This is a genomic window from Pseudomonas sp. G166, assembly GCF_037027455.2.
Lineage (GTDB): Bacteria > Pseudomonadota > Gammaproteobacteria > Pseudomonadales > Pseudomonadaceae > Aquipseudomonas.
Genome location: NZ_CP146985.1, coordinates 259151 through 274590, shown reverse-complemented (window position 1 = coordinate 274590; position 15440 = coordinate 259151). Strand labels below are relative to the sequence as shown.

The window sequence follows — 15440 nt, the reverse complement described above, 5'->3', positions numbered from 1 at the left end:
GACGCTCCCAACCCAGTCATGACTCATGAAACATACCGCCGAAGACCTGCAAGCCATCACGGCTACCACCCTGGGCCATTACAACGCGGTCGCCGATAGCTTTCGCGAAGGCACCCGTGACCACGATGTCAGTCAGAATATCGACGCGTTGCTGCGCCATATCCAGGGCCAGGCACCGCTGCATATCCTGGATTTCGGCTGTGGCCCGGGGCGCGATTTGCGCACGTTCACCGGCATGGGCCATGTCGCGGTCGGCCTCGACGGCTCAGCGGAATTTGCCCGGATGGCGCGCCAGGACAGCGGCTGTGAAGTGTGGCAACAGGACTTCTTGAAACTCGACCTGCCGGCCGAACGCTTCGACGGGATCTTCGCCAACGCCGTGCTGTTTCACATTCCGCTGCAGGAACTGCCGCGGGTGCTCAAACAACTGCACGCCACGCTCAAGCCCGGTGGCGTGCTGTTCAGCTCCAACCCTCGGGGCGAGAACCAGGAAGGCTGGAACGGCCAGCGCTTCGGCGCCTATCACGACCTGGCGGCGTGGCGCACGCTGCTCAGCGAAGCAGGTTTTGTGGAGCTGGAGCATTACTACCGGCCGGCGGGGCTGCCACGCGAGCAGCAGCCTTGGCTGGCGAGTGTCTGGCGTAAAGCTTGAGATCCAACCCCCCTGAGGCGAGGGGATTTATCCCCTCGCCTCAAAGTATCGCGTTGAATCCGGGTATCAATTGTTTTCCGCAGGCTGCTTGCCCAACCACTTCTGCGACAACTGCTCCAACCGCCCATCCTCCTTGATCCGTGCCAGGGCATTGTCCAGGCTGGCCTTGAACGCCGGGTTGCCCTTCTGGAACGGAATCACCAGGTCCGGTGCCGGCTCGCTCTTTTCCTGCGGCTGGAACGACTGCGCCATGACCAGCGGACGTGGCGACTCCTCCTTGCTCGCCAACAGTTGTGCATCCGGATGGCTGTAAACGGCGCTGGTGTCGAAACGTTCCGCCAGTTCCGGGGTCATTGCTATGTGGTTGATGGCGACGTCGTACTTGCCGCTTTCCACACCACTGAGCAAGTCCCCGGCATCAGTGACTACGAAATCGGGCTGTACGTCGAGCTCACCCGCCAACATCTGGCCCAGCTCCACTTCGAAGCCAGTGAGCTTGCCGTCTTCCTTGAAGTTGAAAGGAGCGGTATTGGCCTCGAGGGCAATGCGCAGTTCGCCACGGTCATTGATATCGTCGATCAGTTCGGCATGGGCCAGAGGGCTCAAAAGGGGAAGCAGGCAGATCAGGCCAGGCAGGAAACGCATGGTCACTCCTTTGTAATTTATACAAGCGACGCTCGTTTCAGGCGCGCTTTGCTATGGTTGTTGCAGGCTTCGACAACGATTGGTCATGAAGTTGTCATGGCCAGGCGGATTTCATGGAAAAACTGGAGAAAAAAATGAAAAGCTTTATGTCTCGTGCGGCATTGGCCGGCCTGTTACTGGGTGCTTCCGTGCTGGCAACCGCCGCAACTCCAGCGCCGAAAGGCGCAGAAGTGTTCATCGTATCCCCGGAAGACGGCGCCACCGTCGGCCAGGCATTCACCGTCAAGTTCGGCGTCAAGGAAATCGCCCTGGCACCGGCGGGCGACGTGACTAAAAATACAGGCCATCACCATTTGCTGATCGATGTGGACAAATTGCCTGCCGAAGGTGCGCCGATTCCAAACGACGCCAACCACATGCACTTTGGCAAGGCACAAACCCAGGCCGACATCAAACTGGCCCCGGGCAAGCATACCTTGCAGCTGGAACTGGGTGACAGCGGCCATATGCCGTTCGACCCACCGATCGTTTCCAAGAAGATCACGGTGAACGTGAAGTAACAGCACCGACCGACACACTGCAGGCCTTTTGTGGGAGCGAGCTTGCTCGCGATAGCGGTGGTTCAGTTGATAGATCTGCTTCTGACACACCGCAATCGCGAGCAAGCTCGCTCCCACCGGTTATGTGTTCGACAGAAAAAAACGGGAGCCCCCTGCGGGGCTCCCGTTTTTTTATTGCAAGCCAGGCCTGCTTAGAACAACACGCGGCAACGAATCGTGCCGTTGATGTGCTGCAGCTTCTCTTGCGCCAGGTCCGAGTATTCGGCGTCGACGTCGATCACGACATAGCCGACTTTCTCGTTGGTCTGCAGGAACTGACCGGAAATGTTGATGCCGTTTTCGGCGAAGACCTTGTTGATCTCGCTCATCACACCCGGGATGTTCTCGTGGATGTGCAACAGGCGGTGCTTGCCAGGGTGAGCCGGCAAGGCCACTTCCGGGAAGTTCACCGACGATACCGAAGTACCGTTGTCGCTGTACTTGACCAGTTTTTCCGCCACTTCCAGGCCGATGTTGGCCTGGGCTTCAGCGGTGGAGCCGCCGATGTGCGGGGTCAGGATCACGTTGTCCAGGCCACGCAGCGGGCTTTCGAAGATATCGTCGTTGGAGCGTGGCTCCACCGGGAACACGTCGATGGCGGCGCCGATCAGGTGCTTGTCCTTGATCGCTTCGGCCAGGGCGTCGAGCTCGACCACGGTGCCACGAGCGGCGTTGATCAGGATCCCGCCCTTCTTGATGGCACGGATTTCCTTCTCGCCGATCATCCACTGGGTGGCAGCGGTTTCCGGCACGTGCAGGGTCACGATGTCGGACATGCCCAACAACTCGTGCAAGTTGTTGACCTGGGTGGCGTTGCCCAGCGGCAGCTTGGTCACGGTGTCGTAGAAAAACACCTGCATGCCCAGGCCTTCAGCCAGTACCGACAGCTGGGTGCCGATCGAGCCGTAGCCGACGATCCCCAGTTTCTTGCCGCGGATTTCGAAAGAGTTGGCCGCGCTCTTGATCCAGCCGCCACGGTGGCAGGACGCGTTTTTCTCAGGGATGCCGCGCAGCAGCAGGATCGCTTCGGCCAATACCAGCTCGGCAACGGAACGGGTGTTGGAGTACGGCGCGTTGAACACCGCGATACCGCGCTCGCGCGCCGCGTTGAGGTCAACCTGGTTGGTGCCGATGCAGAAGCAGCCGACCGCGACCAGTTTCTTGGCGTGGTCGAAGATCTCTTCGGTCAATTGCGTACGGGAGCGAATGCCGATGAAGTGAGCATCAGCGATCTTTTCCTTGAGCTGGGCTTCCGGCAGAGAACTGGTGATGTACTCGATGCTGGTGTAGCCCGCCGACTTGAGGACGTCGACAGCCGATTGGTGGACGCCTTCGAGAAGAAGGAACTTGATCTTGCTCTTATCGAGAGAAGTCTTGCTCATCTGCGTAAACCTGTGTCCCGGAGAAAAATGGCAGGGAATCGGACAGCGCATGCTGACCCGACCGGCGTGACAGCCGTCGCCGCAGAACAGCCGTTGGGCACTACGCTGCGGGGTCGGTATGCTAGCATATGCACCCCGCTAAACACTCATTCCTGCGACGTGAAGCGTTCTCAGGATGACCATGAATTGTTCGAGAGTTCTGTCGATGACCAATCCTGCCCTGATAGATGAGCTGAAGACCCTGGTTGAGCCTGGCAAGGTCCTGACCGATGCCGACTCCCTGAACGCTTACGGCAAGGATTGGACCAAGCACTTCGCCCCGGCGCCAAGCGCCATTGTCTTCCCCAAGACCACCGAGCAGGTCCAGGCCATCGTGCGCTGGGCCAATGCGCACAAGGTTGCGCTGGTGCCATCGGGCGGACGCACCGGGCTTTCCGCCGCAGCTGTGGCGGCCAACGGCGAGGTGGTCGTGTCATTCGACTACATGAACCAGATTCTCGACGTGAACCTCACAGACCGCACCGCCGTCTGCCAGCCGGGCGTAGTCACCGAACAATTGCAGAACAAGGCGGAAGAACACGGCCTGTACTATCCGGTAGACTTCGCCTCGGCCGGTTCCAGCCAGATTGGCGGCAATATCGGCACCAATGCCGGCGGGATCAAGGTCATTCGTTACGGCATGACCCGTAACTGGGTTGCCGGCATGAAAGTCGTCACCGGCAAGGGTGACTTGCTGGAGTTGAACAAGGACCTGATCAAGAACGCCACCGGTTACGACTTGCGGCAGCTGTTCATCGGCGCCGAGGGCACCCTCGGCTTCGTGGTCGAGGCCACCATGCGCCTGGACCGCACCCCGAAAAACCTCACGGCGATGGTGCTCGGCACCTCGGACTTCGACTCGATCATGCCCGTGCTGCACGCCTTCCAGGGCAAGCTCGACCTGACCGCCTTCGAATTCTTCTCCGACAAAGCCCTGGCCAAGGTGCTGGGCCGTGGCGACGTGCCAGCACCGTTCGAAACCGAGTGCCCGTTCTACGCCCTGCTGGAATTCGAAGCCACCACCGAGGAAGTCGCCAACCACGCCCTGGAAACCTTCGAACATTGTGTGGAGCAAGGCTGGGTGCTGGACGGTGTGATGAGCCAGAGCGAAACCCAGTTGCAGAACCTGTGGAAGCTGCGCGAATACATCTCCGAAACCATTTCCCACTGGACGCCGTACAAGAACGACATCTCGGTTACCGTCTCGAAAGTCCCAGCGTTTTTGCGGGAAATCGATGCGATCGTCGGCGAACACTATCCGGATTTCGAAATCGTCTGGTTCGGCCACATTGGCGACGGCAACCTGCACTTGAACATCCTCAAGCCGGAAAACCTGAGCAAGGATGAGTTCTTCGCCAAGTGCGCGACCGTGAACAAATGGGTCTTCGAAACCGTCGAGAAGTACAACGGCTCGATTTCCGCCGAGCACGGCGTGGGCATGACCAAGCGTGACTACCTGACCTACAGTCGTTCGCCAGTGGAAATCGAATACATGAAAGCCGTGAAGGCCGTATTCGACCCGAACGGCATCATGAACCCGGGCAAGATTTTCGCGGTTTAAAAAACACCTGATGAATCCCAGAAGCAGGAGTCGGTAATGAGCTATCAGCACCAGTATGTCGACGGTACCCGTATTCATTTCCCGGTAGGGAAAGTGGTGTGCATTGGCCGTAACTACGCCGAACATGCCAAGGAACTGGATAATCCGGTGCCCACCGAACCGTTGCTGTTCATCAAGCCCGGCAGTTGCGTGGTGCCACTGGAAGGCGGCTTCAGCATTCCGACCGAGCGCGGCTCGGTGCACTACGAGGCGGAAATCGCCGTGCTGATCGGCAAGCCATTGTCGACCCGCCCGAGTGTCGAAGAAGTGCTGGACGCCATCTCCGGCTTCGCTCCGGCCCTGGACCTGACCCTGCGGGACAAGCAGGCCGAACTCAAGGCCAAGGGCCTGCCCTGGGAAGTGGCCAAGTCCTTCGACGGCGCGGCAGTGCTCGCACCGTTCGTGTCGAGCGGCACCTTTGCCGACCTGACCGATATCCCCGTTCGCCTGACCATCAACGGTGAAGTGCGCCAGGACGGCAACAGCAGCCTGATGCTCAACCCTATCGTGCCGATGATCCAATACATGGCCGGCTGCTTCTCGCTGCAGGCCGGCGACGTGATCCTCACCGGTACCCCGGCGGGCGTCGGGCCGCTGAATGTGGGCGATGAACTGGTATTGGAACTGCCAGGGGCGAGCCGCTTCGAAAGCAGCGTTCGCTAACCGCTGCCCTGTGTACGTCCTGCGGAAGCGAGCTTGCTCGCGATTGCGGTGTGCCAGCCAACATCAATATTGGCTGCGATGACCTCATCGCGAGCAAGCTCGATCCCACAGGGTACGGTTGGTCTCCCACCATTTACCGTTTTTTTCACATGCCATCCGGATAATTCCGAGGAATGCGGCATCTGAGCCAGCCATTCCCGTAACCGAATTATCTGGAACGCATTCCCCGATGGCCAAGACCCAAGCACTGCCCCCCGTCAAACCCATCCGCTCTCGCTTCGCCCTACCCTGGTACGCCTGGTTGCTGCTGGTGCTGGGTGCCGCCTACAGCTTGGCGTTTGCGATGCATTGGGATGATCGGGCCCTGCTTTGGCTGTCGGAACATTTTCAAAGCCCCGCCCAACGCCAGGAAAGCACTTGGCTACCGGACTACCGCGCGGTGATCGACGCCAAGCCACTGCCAGGCATGGAGAAGGATGAGGCGTCCGATGTGACCTACAATCCGCAGACCAAGACCCTGTTCGCGGTCATGGGCAAAAACCCGTTCCTGGTGGAGCTGAGCCTGCAAGGTGACGTACTGCGCAAAATCCCATTGGTGGGTTGGAGCAATCCCGAAGGCGTGGCCTATATGGAAAACGGCCTGCTGGCCATTACCGATGAGCGCAATCACGCGCTGACCATCGTCCACGTCGATGCCGACACCCGCGAACTGAACAATACAGACTTCCCTCACTATGACCTCGGCCCGTCAAAGAACCAGAACAAGGGGTTCGAGGCGGTCGTCTGGGATCCGCGTAACCAGCAATTGGTGCTCGGGGAAGAACGCCCGCCAGCGCTGTTCACCTGGAAAAGCGACGGCAGCCGCTTGCTCCAGGGCGACAAGCAGATCCACACCAGCAATGAATTGGACCTGCGTAACCTCTCCGCCCTGGCAATCGACCCGCGTACCGGACACCTGCTAGTGCTTTCGGCCGACTCCCATCTGCTGCTGGAGCTGGACGAAAAAGGTGAGCAGGTCAGCTTCATGACGCTACTGGGTGGTTTCAATGGCCTGAAAGACACGATCCCCCGTGCCGAAGGCGTGACTGTCGATGAGGCAGGCAACCTCTATATGGTCAGTGAGCCGAACCTCTTCTATCGTTTCGAGAAACAACGCTGACAGGGCTGACTCTGTAGGACCATTCCTCATTCGTTGTAGGGTGTGGCACACAGCCATTAAGCTTCAGTTCAGGCAACCGTGGTATTTCCAACCGCCTGTTCTTATCCGAGCCCACCCAGATGCGCCGACTCACCCGCCCCAAACCCTTGATTCTGATGGCACTGACGATCGCACTGACCCTCTCGATCGCTGTGGGGCAGTACCTGCGCCTGTTCGAACGCGCCTGGTTCAATCTCAATACCCTCTGGCACCCCCTTAGCGAACAGGCCATCGGCCTGGATCAATATCGGGTTGCGGTGGAGGCGCAGGCGATCGAAGGCCTGGACGACGACGTTTCGGCGCTGACATTCGACCCGGTACGCGAGAGTCTCTTCACCGTTACCAACAAGAACGCCGAGCTGATCGAGCTGTCACTGGACGGCAAGATCCTGCGGCGCGTGGCGCTGATCGGCTTCGGTGATCCGGAGGCGGTGGAGTTCATCAGCGAAAACACTTACGTCATCACTGACGAGCGCCAACAACGACTGATCAAGATTCACCTCGAGGACGACACCCAATTCCTCGACGCGGCCGACGCCGAGCAAATGACCCTTGGCGTGCACATGAGCGGTAACAAAGGGTTCGAAGGGCTGGCTTACGACTCGGTGGGCAAACGGCTGTTTGTGGCCAAGGAACGCGACCCGATGCTGATTTATGAAGTGCACGGATTTCCCCACCAAAATCCAGAAAAATCCTACGCAGTTCACGTGATCAACAACCCCAAGCGCGATGCCGGGCTGTTCGTGCGCGACCTCTCGAGCTTGCAGTACGATGAGCGCAGCGGCCATTTGCTGGCGCTGTCCGATGAGTCGCGGTTGATCATCGAGCTGGATATCGACGGCCGCCCCTTGAGCACGCTGTCATTGAGCAAGGGCCGCCAAGGCTTGCAGAAAACCGTACCCCAGGCCGAAGGCCTCGCCATGGATGACGACGGCAACCTGTATGTGGTGAGCGAGCCGAATCTGTTCTACGTATTCAAGAAGCCGTAGCCTTGATGCTCGCCTGGCGCAGCCCTGTGGGAGCGAGCAAGCTCGCTCCCACAGGGTCAGGTGTCAGCCACAGTCACCTGATTATTCAGCCCGCAGGGTTTTCACCCCTTCAGGAGTCCCCAGCAACAGCACATCCGCTGGCCGAGCCGCGAACAAACCGTTGGTGACCACGCCAACGATAGCGTTGATCTGGCTTTCCAGTTCCACCGGGTTGGTGATCTGCAGGTTGTGCACATCGAGGATGATATTGCCGTTATCGGTCAGCACGCCTTCGCGGTACACCGGGTCGCCGCCCAGCTTCACCAGTTCGCGGGCTACATGACTGCGGGCCATCGGGATGACTTCCACTGGCAACGGGAATGCACCGAGCACCGGCACCAGCTTGCTGGCATCAGCGATGCAGATGAAAGTCTTGGCCACAGCGGCGACGATCTTCTCGCGTGTCAGGGCCGCGCCGCCCCCCTTGATCAGGTTCAGGTGGGCGTCGCTTTCGTCGGCGCCGTCGATGTAGAACTCCAGGTCGCTCACGGTATTGAGCTCATACACCGGGATCCCGTGGCCTTTGAGGCGCGCGGCAGTGGCTTCGGAGCTGGCGACCGCGCCGTCGAACGCGCCTTTGTGTCGAGCCAGCGCGTCGATGAAGCAGTTAGCCGTTGAGCCGGTGCCGACCCCGACGATGCTCTTGTCATCCAGCTTCGGGAGGATGAGGTCGACAGCGGCCTGGGCCACGGCCTGTTTGAGTTGATCCTGGGTCATGCGGGCTCCGAGGGTGCCGAGAGGGAACGAAAGGCCGGCATTATAGGCGTAGAAACCGTGGTGGGGGAGCAAGCTCGCGCTTGAGTGCGAAGCGCTCATCGCTTTTTCTGGGGCCGCTGCGCGACCCAGCGGGCGCAAGCGCCCTCGCCACAGGGCGTTCGACGCCTTCAAACCACTTAATTCGTGTGGTCGTCCAGCCAAAAGCCGGGTTAGACTCCTTGGCCCTGCCCAACCCGCTCAGTGATGCTTTCCGATGCTTGAACAGTACGTCAAAAAGATCCTCACCTCGCGCGTTTACGACGTTGCCGTAGAAACCCCACTACAGACCGCTCGCCAGCTTTCCGAGCGGCTGGGCAACAGTATTTTGCTCAAGCGCGAAGACTTGCAGCCGGTGTTCTCGTTCAAGATTCGCGGGGCCTACAACAAGCTGACACAACTCAGCGACGAAGAGCGTGCACGCGGCGTGGTCACCGCATCGGCAGGCAACCATGCCCAGGGCCTGGCCCTGGCGGCCAAAGTGCTGGGCGTCAAAGCCACCATCGTGATGCCCAAGACCACCCCGGAAATCAAGGTCGAAGGCGTGCGCTCACGGGGCGGCAAAGTGGTGCTGCACGGCGACTCGTTCCCCGAAGCCCTGGCCTATTCGCTGAAGCTGGTGGACGAAAAGGGCTATGTCTACATTCACCCGTATGACGATCCCCACACCATTGCCGGGCAGGGCACAGTGGCGATGGAAATCCTGCGCCAGCACCCGGGGCGCCTGGATGCGATTTTCGTCCCGGTGGGCGGCGGCGGGCTGATCGCCGGGATCGCGGCCTACGTGAAGTACCTGCGGCCGGAGATCAAGATCATCGGCGTCGAACCGGACGACTCCAACTGCCTGCAAGCCGCCATGGCCGCCGGTGAGCGTGTGGTGCTGCCCACCGTGGGGCTGTTTGCCGACGGCGTGGCCGTGGCCCAGATCGGCCAGCACACCTTTGATATCTGCAAGCACTACGTGGATGAAGTGATCACTGTCAGCACTGACGAGATCTGCGCCGCCATCAAGGATATCTACGACGATACCCGCTCGATCACCGAACCTGCCGGCGCGTTGGGCGTGGCCGGGATCAAGAAATACGTCGAGTCGCGGGGCGTCAGCGGCCAGACGCTGGTGGCTATCGACTCCGGCGCCAACGTCAACTTCGACCGCTTGCGCCACGTCGCCGAACGCGCCGAGCTGGGCGAAGGCCGCGAAGCGATCATCGCGGTGACCATCCCCGAGAAACCGGGCAGTTTCAAGGCGTTCTGCGAAGCCATTGGCAAGCGCCAGATCACCGAATTCAACTACCGCTACAACACCGGCAGCGAAGCGCACATCTTCGTTGGCGTACAAACGCACCCGGAAAACGACCCGCGCAGCGCGCTGATCGCCAGCCTGACCGAGCAAGGCTTCCCGGTACTGGACCTGACCGACAACGAACTGGCCAAGCTGCACATCCGCCACATGGTGGGTGGGCACGCGGCGCACGTTATCGACGAAGTAGTGCTGCGCTTCGAATTCCCGGAACGCCCGGGGGCGCTGTTCAATTTCCTCAACAAGCTGGGTGGTCGCTGGAATATCTCGATGTTCCACTACCGCAACCATGGTGCGGCGGATGGCCGTGTTGTCGCTGGGTTGCAGGTGCCCCACGATGAACGCCACCTGGTCCCGGCCGCGCTGGAAGAAATCGGCTATCCGTATTGGGATGAGAGCGATAACCCGGCGTATCAGCTGTTCCTGGGGTGACCCCGCACCACTGGGGCTAAGCTGTTGAGCAAGTCATAAGGAAATCGAACGATGGAAACGTTAACCGTGCTGAAAGTCGCCCACGTCGTGGCCACGGGGTTGCTGTTGGCAGGCGCCCTGGGGTTGGCGATCTGGGTCTGGCGCACGCGCCGCAATGGCGATGCCACCGCGGCGGCTCGTACGCTGCAACGCCCGCGGCTGTTCATCTGGTTGGTGATGATCCTTGCGCTGGCGAGCCTGCCCTTCACGGGGTGGTGGATGGTCCATCAGGTCGGCTGGCCGCTGGGACAGACCTGGCTGTTGGCTTCCAGCGTGCTCTACACCGTGGCGGCGCTGGCAGGGTTCTGGCTCCTGGTGCGGCTGAACAAACTGCGCAAGGCGCCGGGAGGTAGCGGGAAGTTTACCTTTGCCTTGGCGCTGTTCAGCGTTGTCTGCTTTATCGCCATTGCGGGGTTGATGGGCGCCAAGCCGGTTTAAGGCGTTAGACCGCGCCGCCCCCATCGCGAGCAAGCTCGCTCCCACAGGAGTTGTGTGATCGCCGCAAATCTCTTGTGGGAGCGAGCTTGCTCGCGATGACGATTTCAGCCGCGCAACGAAATCACCGGCCAACCCCGCTTCTGGGCCTCGGCCCGAAGATTCGGATCCGGATCCACCGCCACCGGATGCGTCACCACTTCCAGCAACGCCAGATCGTTCATCGAATCACTGTAGAAATAGCTGCCGTCGAGCGAATGCCCGGTCTCTTCCAGCCAGCGGTTCAGCCGGGTCACCTTGCCCTCGCGAAAGCACGGGACATCGGTACTGCGCCCGCTGTAGCGACCATCGATCATTTCACACTCGGTGGCAATCAGGGTCTCGACCCCCAGGCGCTCGGCAATCGGCCCGGTGACAAAGCGGTTGGTGGCGGTGATGATCACCAGCTTGTCGCCGGCGTCACGGTGCTTTTCCAACAATTCGATGGCCTGGGGCAACACAATCGGTTCGATACAATCGCGCATGTAGTCCAGATGCCACTGTGCCAGTACATCCATTTCCGTACGACCGAGGATTTCCAGGCAAAAATTCAGGTACTCGGCGTTGTCGAGCTTGCCGGCCAGGTAATCCTGGTAAAACTCATCGTTACGCGCTTTATAGGTAACGGCATCGAGGAAACCACGCTCACACAGGTAATCGCCCCAGGCGTGATCGCTGTCGCCACCCAACAGCGTGTTGTCCAAGTCGAATAAAGCCAGCCGCATTGCAGTTACTCGCTGAAAATTCTGAAGAAAGGTGTCCAGAATACGGACTTTTCACAAGAGTGCACATAAGGTAGGTGACGTGTGTGGTTAGTTCGTTGCTGCTTTCACAACCTTTGTGGAACAATGCGGCGACATGCGTTTGCGAGGTTCTTGCCGTGATCGATCCCGATGGTTTCCGCCCCAATGTGGGGATCATTCTTACGAATGATGCAGGGCAGGTGCTATGGGCTCGCCGTATCAATCAAGACGCCTGGCAGTTTCCCCAGGGCGGGATCAACCCCCAGGAGACGCCGGAAGAGGCCTTGTACCGCGAGTTGAACGAAGAAGTGGGGCTTGAGCGAGAAGATGTCGAAATACTCGCCTGCACCCGAGGCTGGTTGCGCTATCGTTTGCCGCAACGCCTGGTTCGCACGCACAGCCAACCGCTGTGCATCGGCCAGAAGCAGAAATGGTTTCTCCTGCGCCTGATCTCCAACGAGCAGCGGGTGCGGATGGATTTGACCGGTAAACCGGAGTTCGATGGCTGGCGCTGGGTCAGCTATTGGTATCCGTTGGGCCAGGTGGTGACATTCAAGCGCGAAGTGTATCGACGCGCTCTCAAAGAGCTTGCCCCGCGCCTGCTGACGCGCGACTGACGACGGAGTTCGACCCCGAGCCATGCTCAATACGCTGCGCAAGATCGTCCAGGAAGTTAACTCCGCCAAGGATCTCAAGGCGGCGTTGGGGATTATTGTATTGCGCGTCAAAGAGGCCATGGGCAGCCAGGTCTGCTCGGTCTACCTGCTGGACCCCGAGACCAACCGTTTCGTGCTGATGGCCACCGAGGGCTTGAACAAGCGCTCGATCGGCAAGGTCAGCATGGCGCCCAATGAAGGTCTGGTCGGCCTGGTCGGCACGCGCGAAGAACCCCTGAACCTTGAGAACGCTGCGGATCACCCCCGCTATCGTTACTTCGCCGAAACGGGGGAAGAACGCTACGCCTCGTTCCTCGGGGCGCCGATCATCCACCACCGCCGCGTTGTCGGCGTGTTGGTCATCCAGCAAAAAGAGCGCCGCCAGTTCGACGAGGGCGAAGAAGCCTTCCTCGTGACCATGAGCGCGCAACTGGCCGGGGTTATTGCCCATGCCGAGGCCACCGGCTCGATCAGCGGCCTGGGACGCCAGGGCAAGGGCATCCAGGAAGCCAAGTTCGTCGGCGTGCCTGGCTCACCGGGCGCGGCCGTGGGTACGGCGGTGGTCATGTTGCCGCCCGCCGACCTCGACGTGGTGCCGGACAAGACCATCACCGACATCGATGCCGAACTGGGCTTGTTCAAGACCGCCATTGAAGGTGTGCGCGCCGACATGCGCGCCCTGTCGGCCAAGCTGGCGACGCAACTGCGCCCTGAAGAGCGCGCGCTGTTCGACGTCTACCTGATGATGCTCGACGACGCCTCCCTGGGCAGCGAAGTGACCACGGTCATCAAGACCGGCCAATGGGCCCAGGGCGCGTTGCGCCAGGTGGTGACCGACCACGTCAACCGTTTCGAGCTGATGGACGACGCCTACCTGCGCGAACGCGCCTCCGACGTCAAGGACCTGGGCCGCCGGTTGCTGGCCTACTTGCAGCAGGAACGCCAGCAGACCCTGGTCTACCCGGACAACACCATCCTGGTCAGCGAAGAGCTGACCCCGGCCATGCTCGGCGAAGTGCCCGAAGGCAAACTGGCGGGGCTGGTCTCGGTATTGGGTTCGGGTAACTCCCACGTGGCGATCCTGGCCCGGGCCATGGGCATCCCGACGGTGATGGGCCTGGTGGACCTGCCGTATTCCAAGGTCGACGGCATCCAGATGATCGTCGACGGCTACCACGGCGAGGTCTACACCAACCCCAGCGAAGTACTGCGCAAGCAGTTTGCCGATGTGGTGGAGGAAGAAAAACAACTGTCCCTGGGACTGGACGCGCTGCGGGACCTGCCGTGCGTGACCCTCGACGGCCACCGCATGCCGCTGTGGGTCAACACCGGCCTGCTGGCCGACGTGGCCCGGGCGCAAAAACGTGGCGCCGAGGGTGTGGGCCTGTACCGCACCGAAGTGCCGTTCATGATCAACCAGCGCTTCCCCAGCGAAAAGGAACAGCTGGCGATCTACCGCGAACAACTGGCCGCGTTCCACCCGCAGCCGGTGACCATGCGCAGCCTGGACATCGGTGGCGACAAGTCGCTGTCCTACTTCCCGATCAAGGAAGACAACCCGTTCCTCGGCTGGCGCGGCATTCGCGTAACGCTCGACCACCCGGAAATCTTCCTGGTCCAGGCCCGCGCCATGCTCAAGGCCAGCGAAGGCTTGAACAACCTGCGCATCCTGTTGCCAATGATCTCCGGCACCCATGAACTGGAAGAAGCCCTGCACCTGATCCACAGGGCCTGGGGCGAAGTACGCGACGAAGGCACCGACGTGCCGATGCCGCCGGTGGGCGTGATGATCGAGATTCCGGCAGCGGTGTACCAGACCAAGGAACTGGCGCGCCAGGTGGACTTCCTGTCGGTGGGCTCCAACGACCTGACCCAGTACCTGCTGGCCGTGGACCGCAACAACCCACGGGTGGCCGACCTGTACGACTACCTGCACCCGGCGGTGCTGCAAGCCTTGCAGAACGTGGTGCGCGACGCCCATGCCGAAGGCAAGCCGGTGAGCATCTGCGGCGAAATGGCCGGCGACCCGGCAGCGGCGGTGCTGCTGATGGCGATGGGTTTCGACAGCCTGTCGATGAACGCCACCAACCTGCCGAAAGTGAAGTGGATGCTGCGTCAGATCAACCTCAGCAAGGCCCAGGAGTTGCTGGCCGAGGTGATGACCATCGACAACCCGCAGGTGATCCACAGCTCCTTGCAACTGGCGCTGAAGAACCTAGGGTTGGCGCGGATGATCAATCCGGCTTCGAACAAGACGCTCTGAATCTGTAGCGCACCTATCGCGAGCAGGCTCGCTCCCACAGGAGATCTCGGTTGTTCACACAATATGTGTTCACCGCAGATCCACTGTGGGAGCGAGCCTGCTCGCGATAGGGCCAGACCTGACACCACAAAGCTAGACCCGGACCTCCACCTCTCCCAAATGCCCCCCATGCGGCCCGAAACTGCGCTCGACCATATGCCGTGTCCCATCGGCATGGACAATCAACGCCGTGCTTGCCCGCGTTCCATAAGCCGGACTGGCAATGAACACGCTCGACAGCAGCATCTCGGTCGCCAGCCCCACGCCCGTATCCGGCAGTTCAGCCACCGGGGCGGGTTGCGGGTCGTTCAGCAGCGCCAATAGGGCCTGGGGCTGCGGATCGTCCAGCACCTCGGCCAGCGCCGCGCGGGCCTTGAGCACCTTGGGCCATGGCGTATTCAGCCCGGCATTGGACAGGCCATAAACGCCTTCTGCCAGCCGCTGTGGCTGGGTATCGCGGGCGTTGAAATGCCATAGCTCGGTACCATCGCCAAGCAGCAGGTTGAACCCGCCAAACTCGCTGGCGCGGGGCACCACTTCGCTCAAGTACTCGACAATCGAAAGATTTCCGGTCAGGAACCGAGCCACCAGCTCACCGCGCGACTTGAATGCCGGCAACTGACCCGGGTCACGGATGTTGGTCAGGGCGGCAAAGCGACCCTCGGCACCAACGCCGAGCCAGGTACCGCCGGCCTCCAGGTCACGACCGGCATGGACATGGGGCGCATCAGGCCACTGCGCCAGAGGCAAGGTCGGCCGGGCGTAGAACTCGTCGCGGTTGGCCGCCACGATCAGTGGCTGGGCGTGGCCGGGGCGCCAGGCAAATATGATCAGGCACATCAGGAAGTCCCGTTAGCAATGCCAGTCAGTTGAAAGAATAAGTCACTCTACCCAGACATCGCTCCCACATCCATCGCCTTCAGTAGAGCCAAAGG

At 60.7% G+C, this 15440-nt stretch carries 15 protein-coding genes; 10 read left to right on the top strand and 5 right to left on the bottom strand.

Annotated features, from left to right (window positions below; all coding sequences use genetic code 11):
• The first annotated feature begins 25 nt into the window (after nt 1-25).
• Complete coding sequence (locus tag SGN16_RS01185) at nt 26-652, top strand: class I SAM-dependent methyltransferase (RefSeq protein ID WP_210642335.1); 627 nt, start codon at nt 26-28, stop codon at nt 650-652.
• A gap of 66 nt (nt 653-718) precedes the next feature.
• Here the strand turns inward: SGN16_RS01185 and SGN16_RS01180 are convergent, their stop codons facing one another.
• On the bottom strand, nt 719-1297 hold the full coding sequence (locus SGN16_RS01180; protein WP_210642334.1) for a transporter substrate-binding domain-containing protein: 579 nt from the start codon (nt 1295-1297) through the stop codon (nt 719-721).
• A 134-nt stretch (nt 1298-1431) separates the two neighbouring features.
• Here SGN16_RS01180 and SGN16_RS01175 point away from each other — a divergent pair, with 134 nt between their 5' ends.
• Entirely contained in the window at nt 1432-1857 is a 426-nt protein-coding gene (locus SGN16_RS01175; protein ID WP_210642333.1) for a DUF4399 domain-containing protein, read from the top strand.
• Nucleotides 1858-2048: 191 nt separating this feature from the next.
• Here the strand turns inward: SGN16_RS01175 and serA are convergent, their stop codons facing one another.
• Nucleotides 2049-3278, bottom strand: a complete 1230-nt coding sequence (gene serA, locus SGN16_RS01170; RefSeq protein WP_210642332.1) for a phosphoglycerate dehydrogenase — start codon at nt 3276-3278, stop codon at nt 2049-2051.
• A gap of 205 nt (nt 3279-3483) precedes the next feature.
• On the opposite strand from serA, the gene SGN16_RS01165 reads away from it, so the two are divergent.
• The 4 genes from SGN16_RS01165 to SGN16_RS01150 all read left to right on the top strand — a co-directional run bounded on the left by SGN16_RS01165 (nt 3484) and on the right by SGN16_RS01150 (nt 7767).
• Complete coding sequence (locus SGN16_RS01165) at nt 3484-4878, top strand: FAD-binding oxidoreductase (protein ID WP_335943698.1); 1395 nt, start codon at nt 3484-3486, stop codon at nt 4876-4878.
• A 36-nt stretch (nt 4879-4914) separates the two neighbouring features.
• Nucleotides 4915-5580 carry a fumarylacetoacetate hydrolase family protein gene (locus SGN16_RS01160; RefSeq protein WP_210642330.1) on the top strand — a complete coding sequence of 222 codons (666 nt, stop codon included), beginning with the start codon at nt 4915-4917 and terminating at the stop codon, nt 5578-5580.
• 229 nt (nt 5581-5809) lie between these two features.
• Nucleotides 5810-6739, top strand: a complete 930-nt coding sequence (locus tag SGN16_RS01155; RefSeq protein WP_210642329.1) for an SdiA-regulated domain-containing protein — start codon at nt 5810-5812, stop codon at nt 6737-6739.
• A gap of 119 nt (nt 6740-6858) precedes the next feature.
• Entirely contained in the window at nt 6859-7767 is a 909-nt protein-coding gene (locus SGN16_RS01150; protein ID WP_210642328.1) for an SdiA-regulated domain-containing protein, read from the top strand.
• A gap of 81 nt (nt 7768-7848) precedes the next feature.
• Here the strand turns inward: SGN16_RS01150 and rpiA are convergent, their stop codons facing one another.
• A complete protein-coding gene (rpiA, locus tag SGN16_RS01145) occupies nt 7849-8523 on the bottom strand; it encodes a ribose-5-phosphate isomerase RpiA (RefSeq protein WP_210642327.1) in 675 nt (224 codons plus the stop codon).
• Between the two features lie 253 nt (nt 8524-8776).
• Here rpiA and ilvA point away from each other — a divergent pair, with 253 nt between their 5' ends.
• Nucleotides 8777-10291, top strand: a complete 1515-nt coding sequence (gene ilvA, locus SGN16_RS01140; protein ID WP_210642326.1) for a threonine ammonia-lyase, biosynthetic — start codon at nt 8777-8779, stop codon at nt 10289-10291.
• 51 nt (nt 10292-10342) lie between these two features.
• Nucleotides 10343-10768, top strand: a complete 426-nt coding sequence (locus SGN16_RS01135) for a DUF2269 family protein (RefSeq protein ID WP_210642325.1) — start codon at nt 10343-10345, stop codon at nt 10766-10768.
• 104 nt (nt 10769-10872) lie between these two features.
• Here the strand turns inward: SGN16_RS01135 and SGN16_RS01130 are convergent, their stop codons facing one another.
• Nucleotides 10873-11529: an HAD family hydrolase gene (locus SGN16_RS01130; RefSeq protein ID WP_210642324.1), complete on the bottom strand. Its 657-nt coding sequence runs from the start codon at nt 11527-11529 to the stop codon at nt 10873-10875.
• Nucleotides 11530-11684: 155 nt separating this feature from the next.
• On the opposite strand from SGN16_RS01130, the gene SGN16_RS01125 reads away from it, so the two are divergent.
• Entirely contained in the window at nt 11685-12164 is a 480-nt protein-coding gene (locus tag SGN16_RS01125; protein WP_003186867.1) for an RNA pyrophosphohydrolase, read from the top strand.
• Nucleotides 12165-12186: 22 nt separating this feature from the next.
• The gene (gene ptsP / locus SGN16_RS01120; RefSeq protein WP_058546640.1) at nt 12187-14466 is read left to right on the top strand and encodes a phosphoenolpyruvate--protein phosphotransferase; all 2280 of its coding nucleotides are present in this window, start codon (nt 12187-12189) and stop codon (nt 14464-14466) included.
• A gap of 132 nt (nt 14467-14598) precedes the next feature.
• Here ptsP and SGN16_RS01115 read toward each other — a convergent pair whose 3' ends face one another.
• Entirely contained in the window at nt 14599-15345 is a 747-nt protein-coding gene (locus SGN16_RS01115; protein WP_210642323.1) for an NRDE family protein, read from the bottom strand.
• Nucleotides 15346-15440: the final 95 nt, after the last annotated feature.

What these genes read in the sequence shown, in the direction of transcription:
- SGN16_RS01185 (WP_210642335.1), top strand. Translation starts at nt 26, where the DNA reads ATGAAACATACCGCCGAAGACCTGCAAGCCATCACGGCTACCACCCTG.
- SGN16_RS01180 (WP_210642334.1), bottom strand. Translation starts at nt 1,297, where the DNA reads ATGCGTTTCCTGCCTGGCCTGATCTGCCTGCTTCCCCTTTTGAGCCCT.
- SGN16_RS01175 (WP_210642333.1), top strand. Translation starts at nt 1,432, where the DNA reads ATGAAAAGCTTTATGTCTCGTGCGGCATTGGCCGGCCTGTTACTGGGT.
- serA (WP_210642332.1), bottom strand. Translation starts at nt 3,278, where the DNA reads ATGAGCAAGACTTCTCTCGATAAGAGCAAGATCAAGTTCCTTCTTCTC.
- SGN16_RS01165 (WP_335943698.1), top strand. Translation starts at nt 3,484, where the DNA reads ATGACCAATCCTGCCCTGATAGATGAGCTGAAGACCCTGGTTGAGCCT.
- SGN16_RS01160 (WP_210642330.1), top strand. Translation starts at nt 4,915, where the DNA reads ATGAGCTATCAGCACCAGTATGTCGACGGTACCCGTATTCATTTCCCG.
- SGN16_RS01155 (WP_210642329.1), top strand. Translation starts at nt 5,810, where the DNA reads ATGGCCAAGACCCAAGCACTGCCCCCCGTCAAACCCATCCGCTCTCGC.
- SGN16_RS01150 (WP_210642328.1), top strand. Translation starts at nt 6,859, where the DNA reads ATGCGCCGACTCACCCGCCCCAAACCCTTGATTCTGATGGCACTGACG.
- rpiA (WP_210642327.1), bottom strand. Translation starts at nt 8,523, where the DNA reads ATGACCCAGGATCAACTCAAACAGGCCGTGGCCCAGGCCGCTGTCGAC.
- ilvA (WP_210642326.1), top strand. Translation starts at nt 8,777, where the DNA reads ATGCTTGAACAGTACGTCAAAAAGATCCTCACCTCGCGCGTTTACGAC.
- SGN16_RS01135 (WP_210642325.1), top strand. Translation starts at nt 10,343, where the DNA reads ATGGAAACGTTAACCGTGCTGAAAGTCGCCCACGTCGTGGCCACGGGG.
- SGN16_RS01130 (WP_210642324.1), bottom strand. Translation starts at nt 11,529, where the DNA reads ATGCGGCTGGCTTTATTCGACTTGGACAACACGCTGTTGGGTGGCGAC.
- ptsP (WP_058546640.1), top strand. Translation starts at nt 12,187, where the DNA reads ATGCTCAATACGCTGCGCAAGATCGTCCAGGAAGTTAACTCCGCCAAG.
- SGN16_RS01115 (WP_210642323.1), bottom strand. Translation starts at nt 15,345, where the DNA reads ATGTGCCTGATCATATTTGCCTGGCGCCCCGGCCACGCCCAGCCACTG.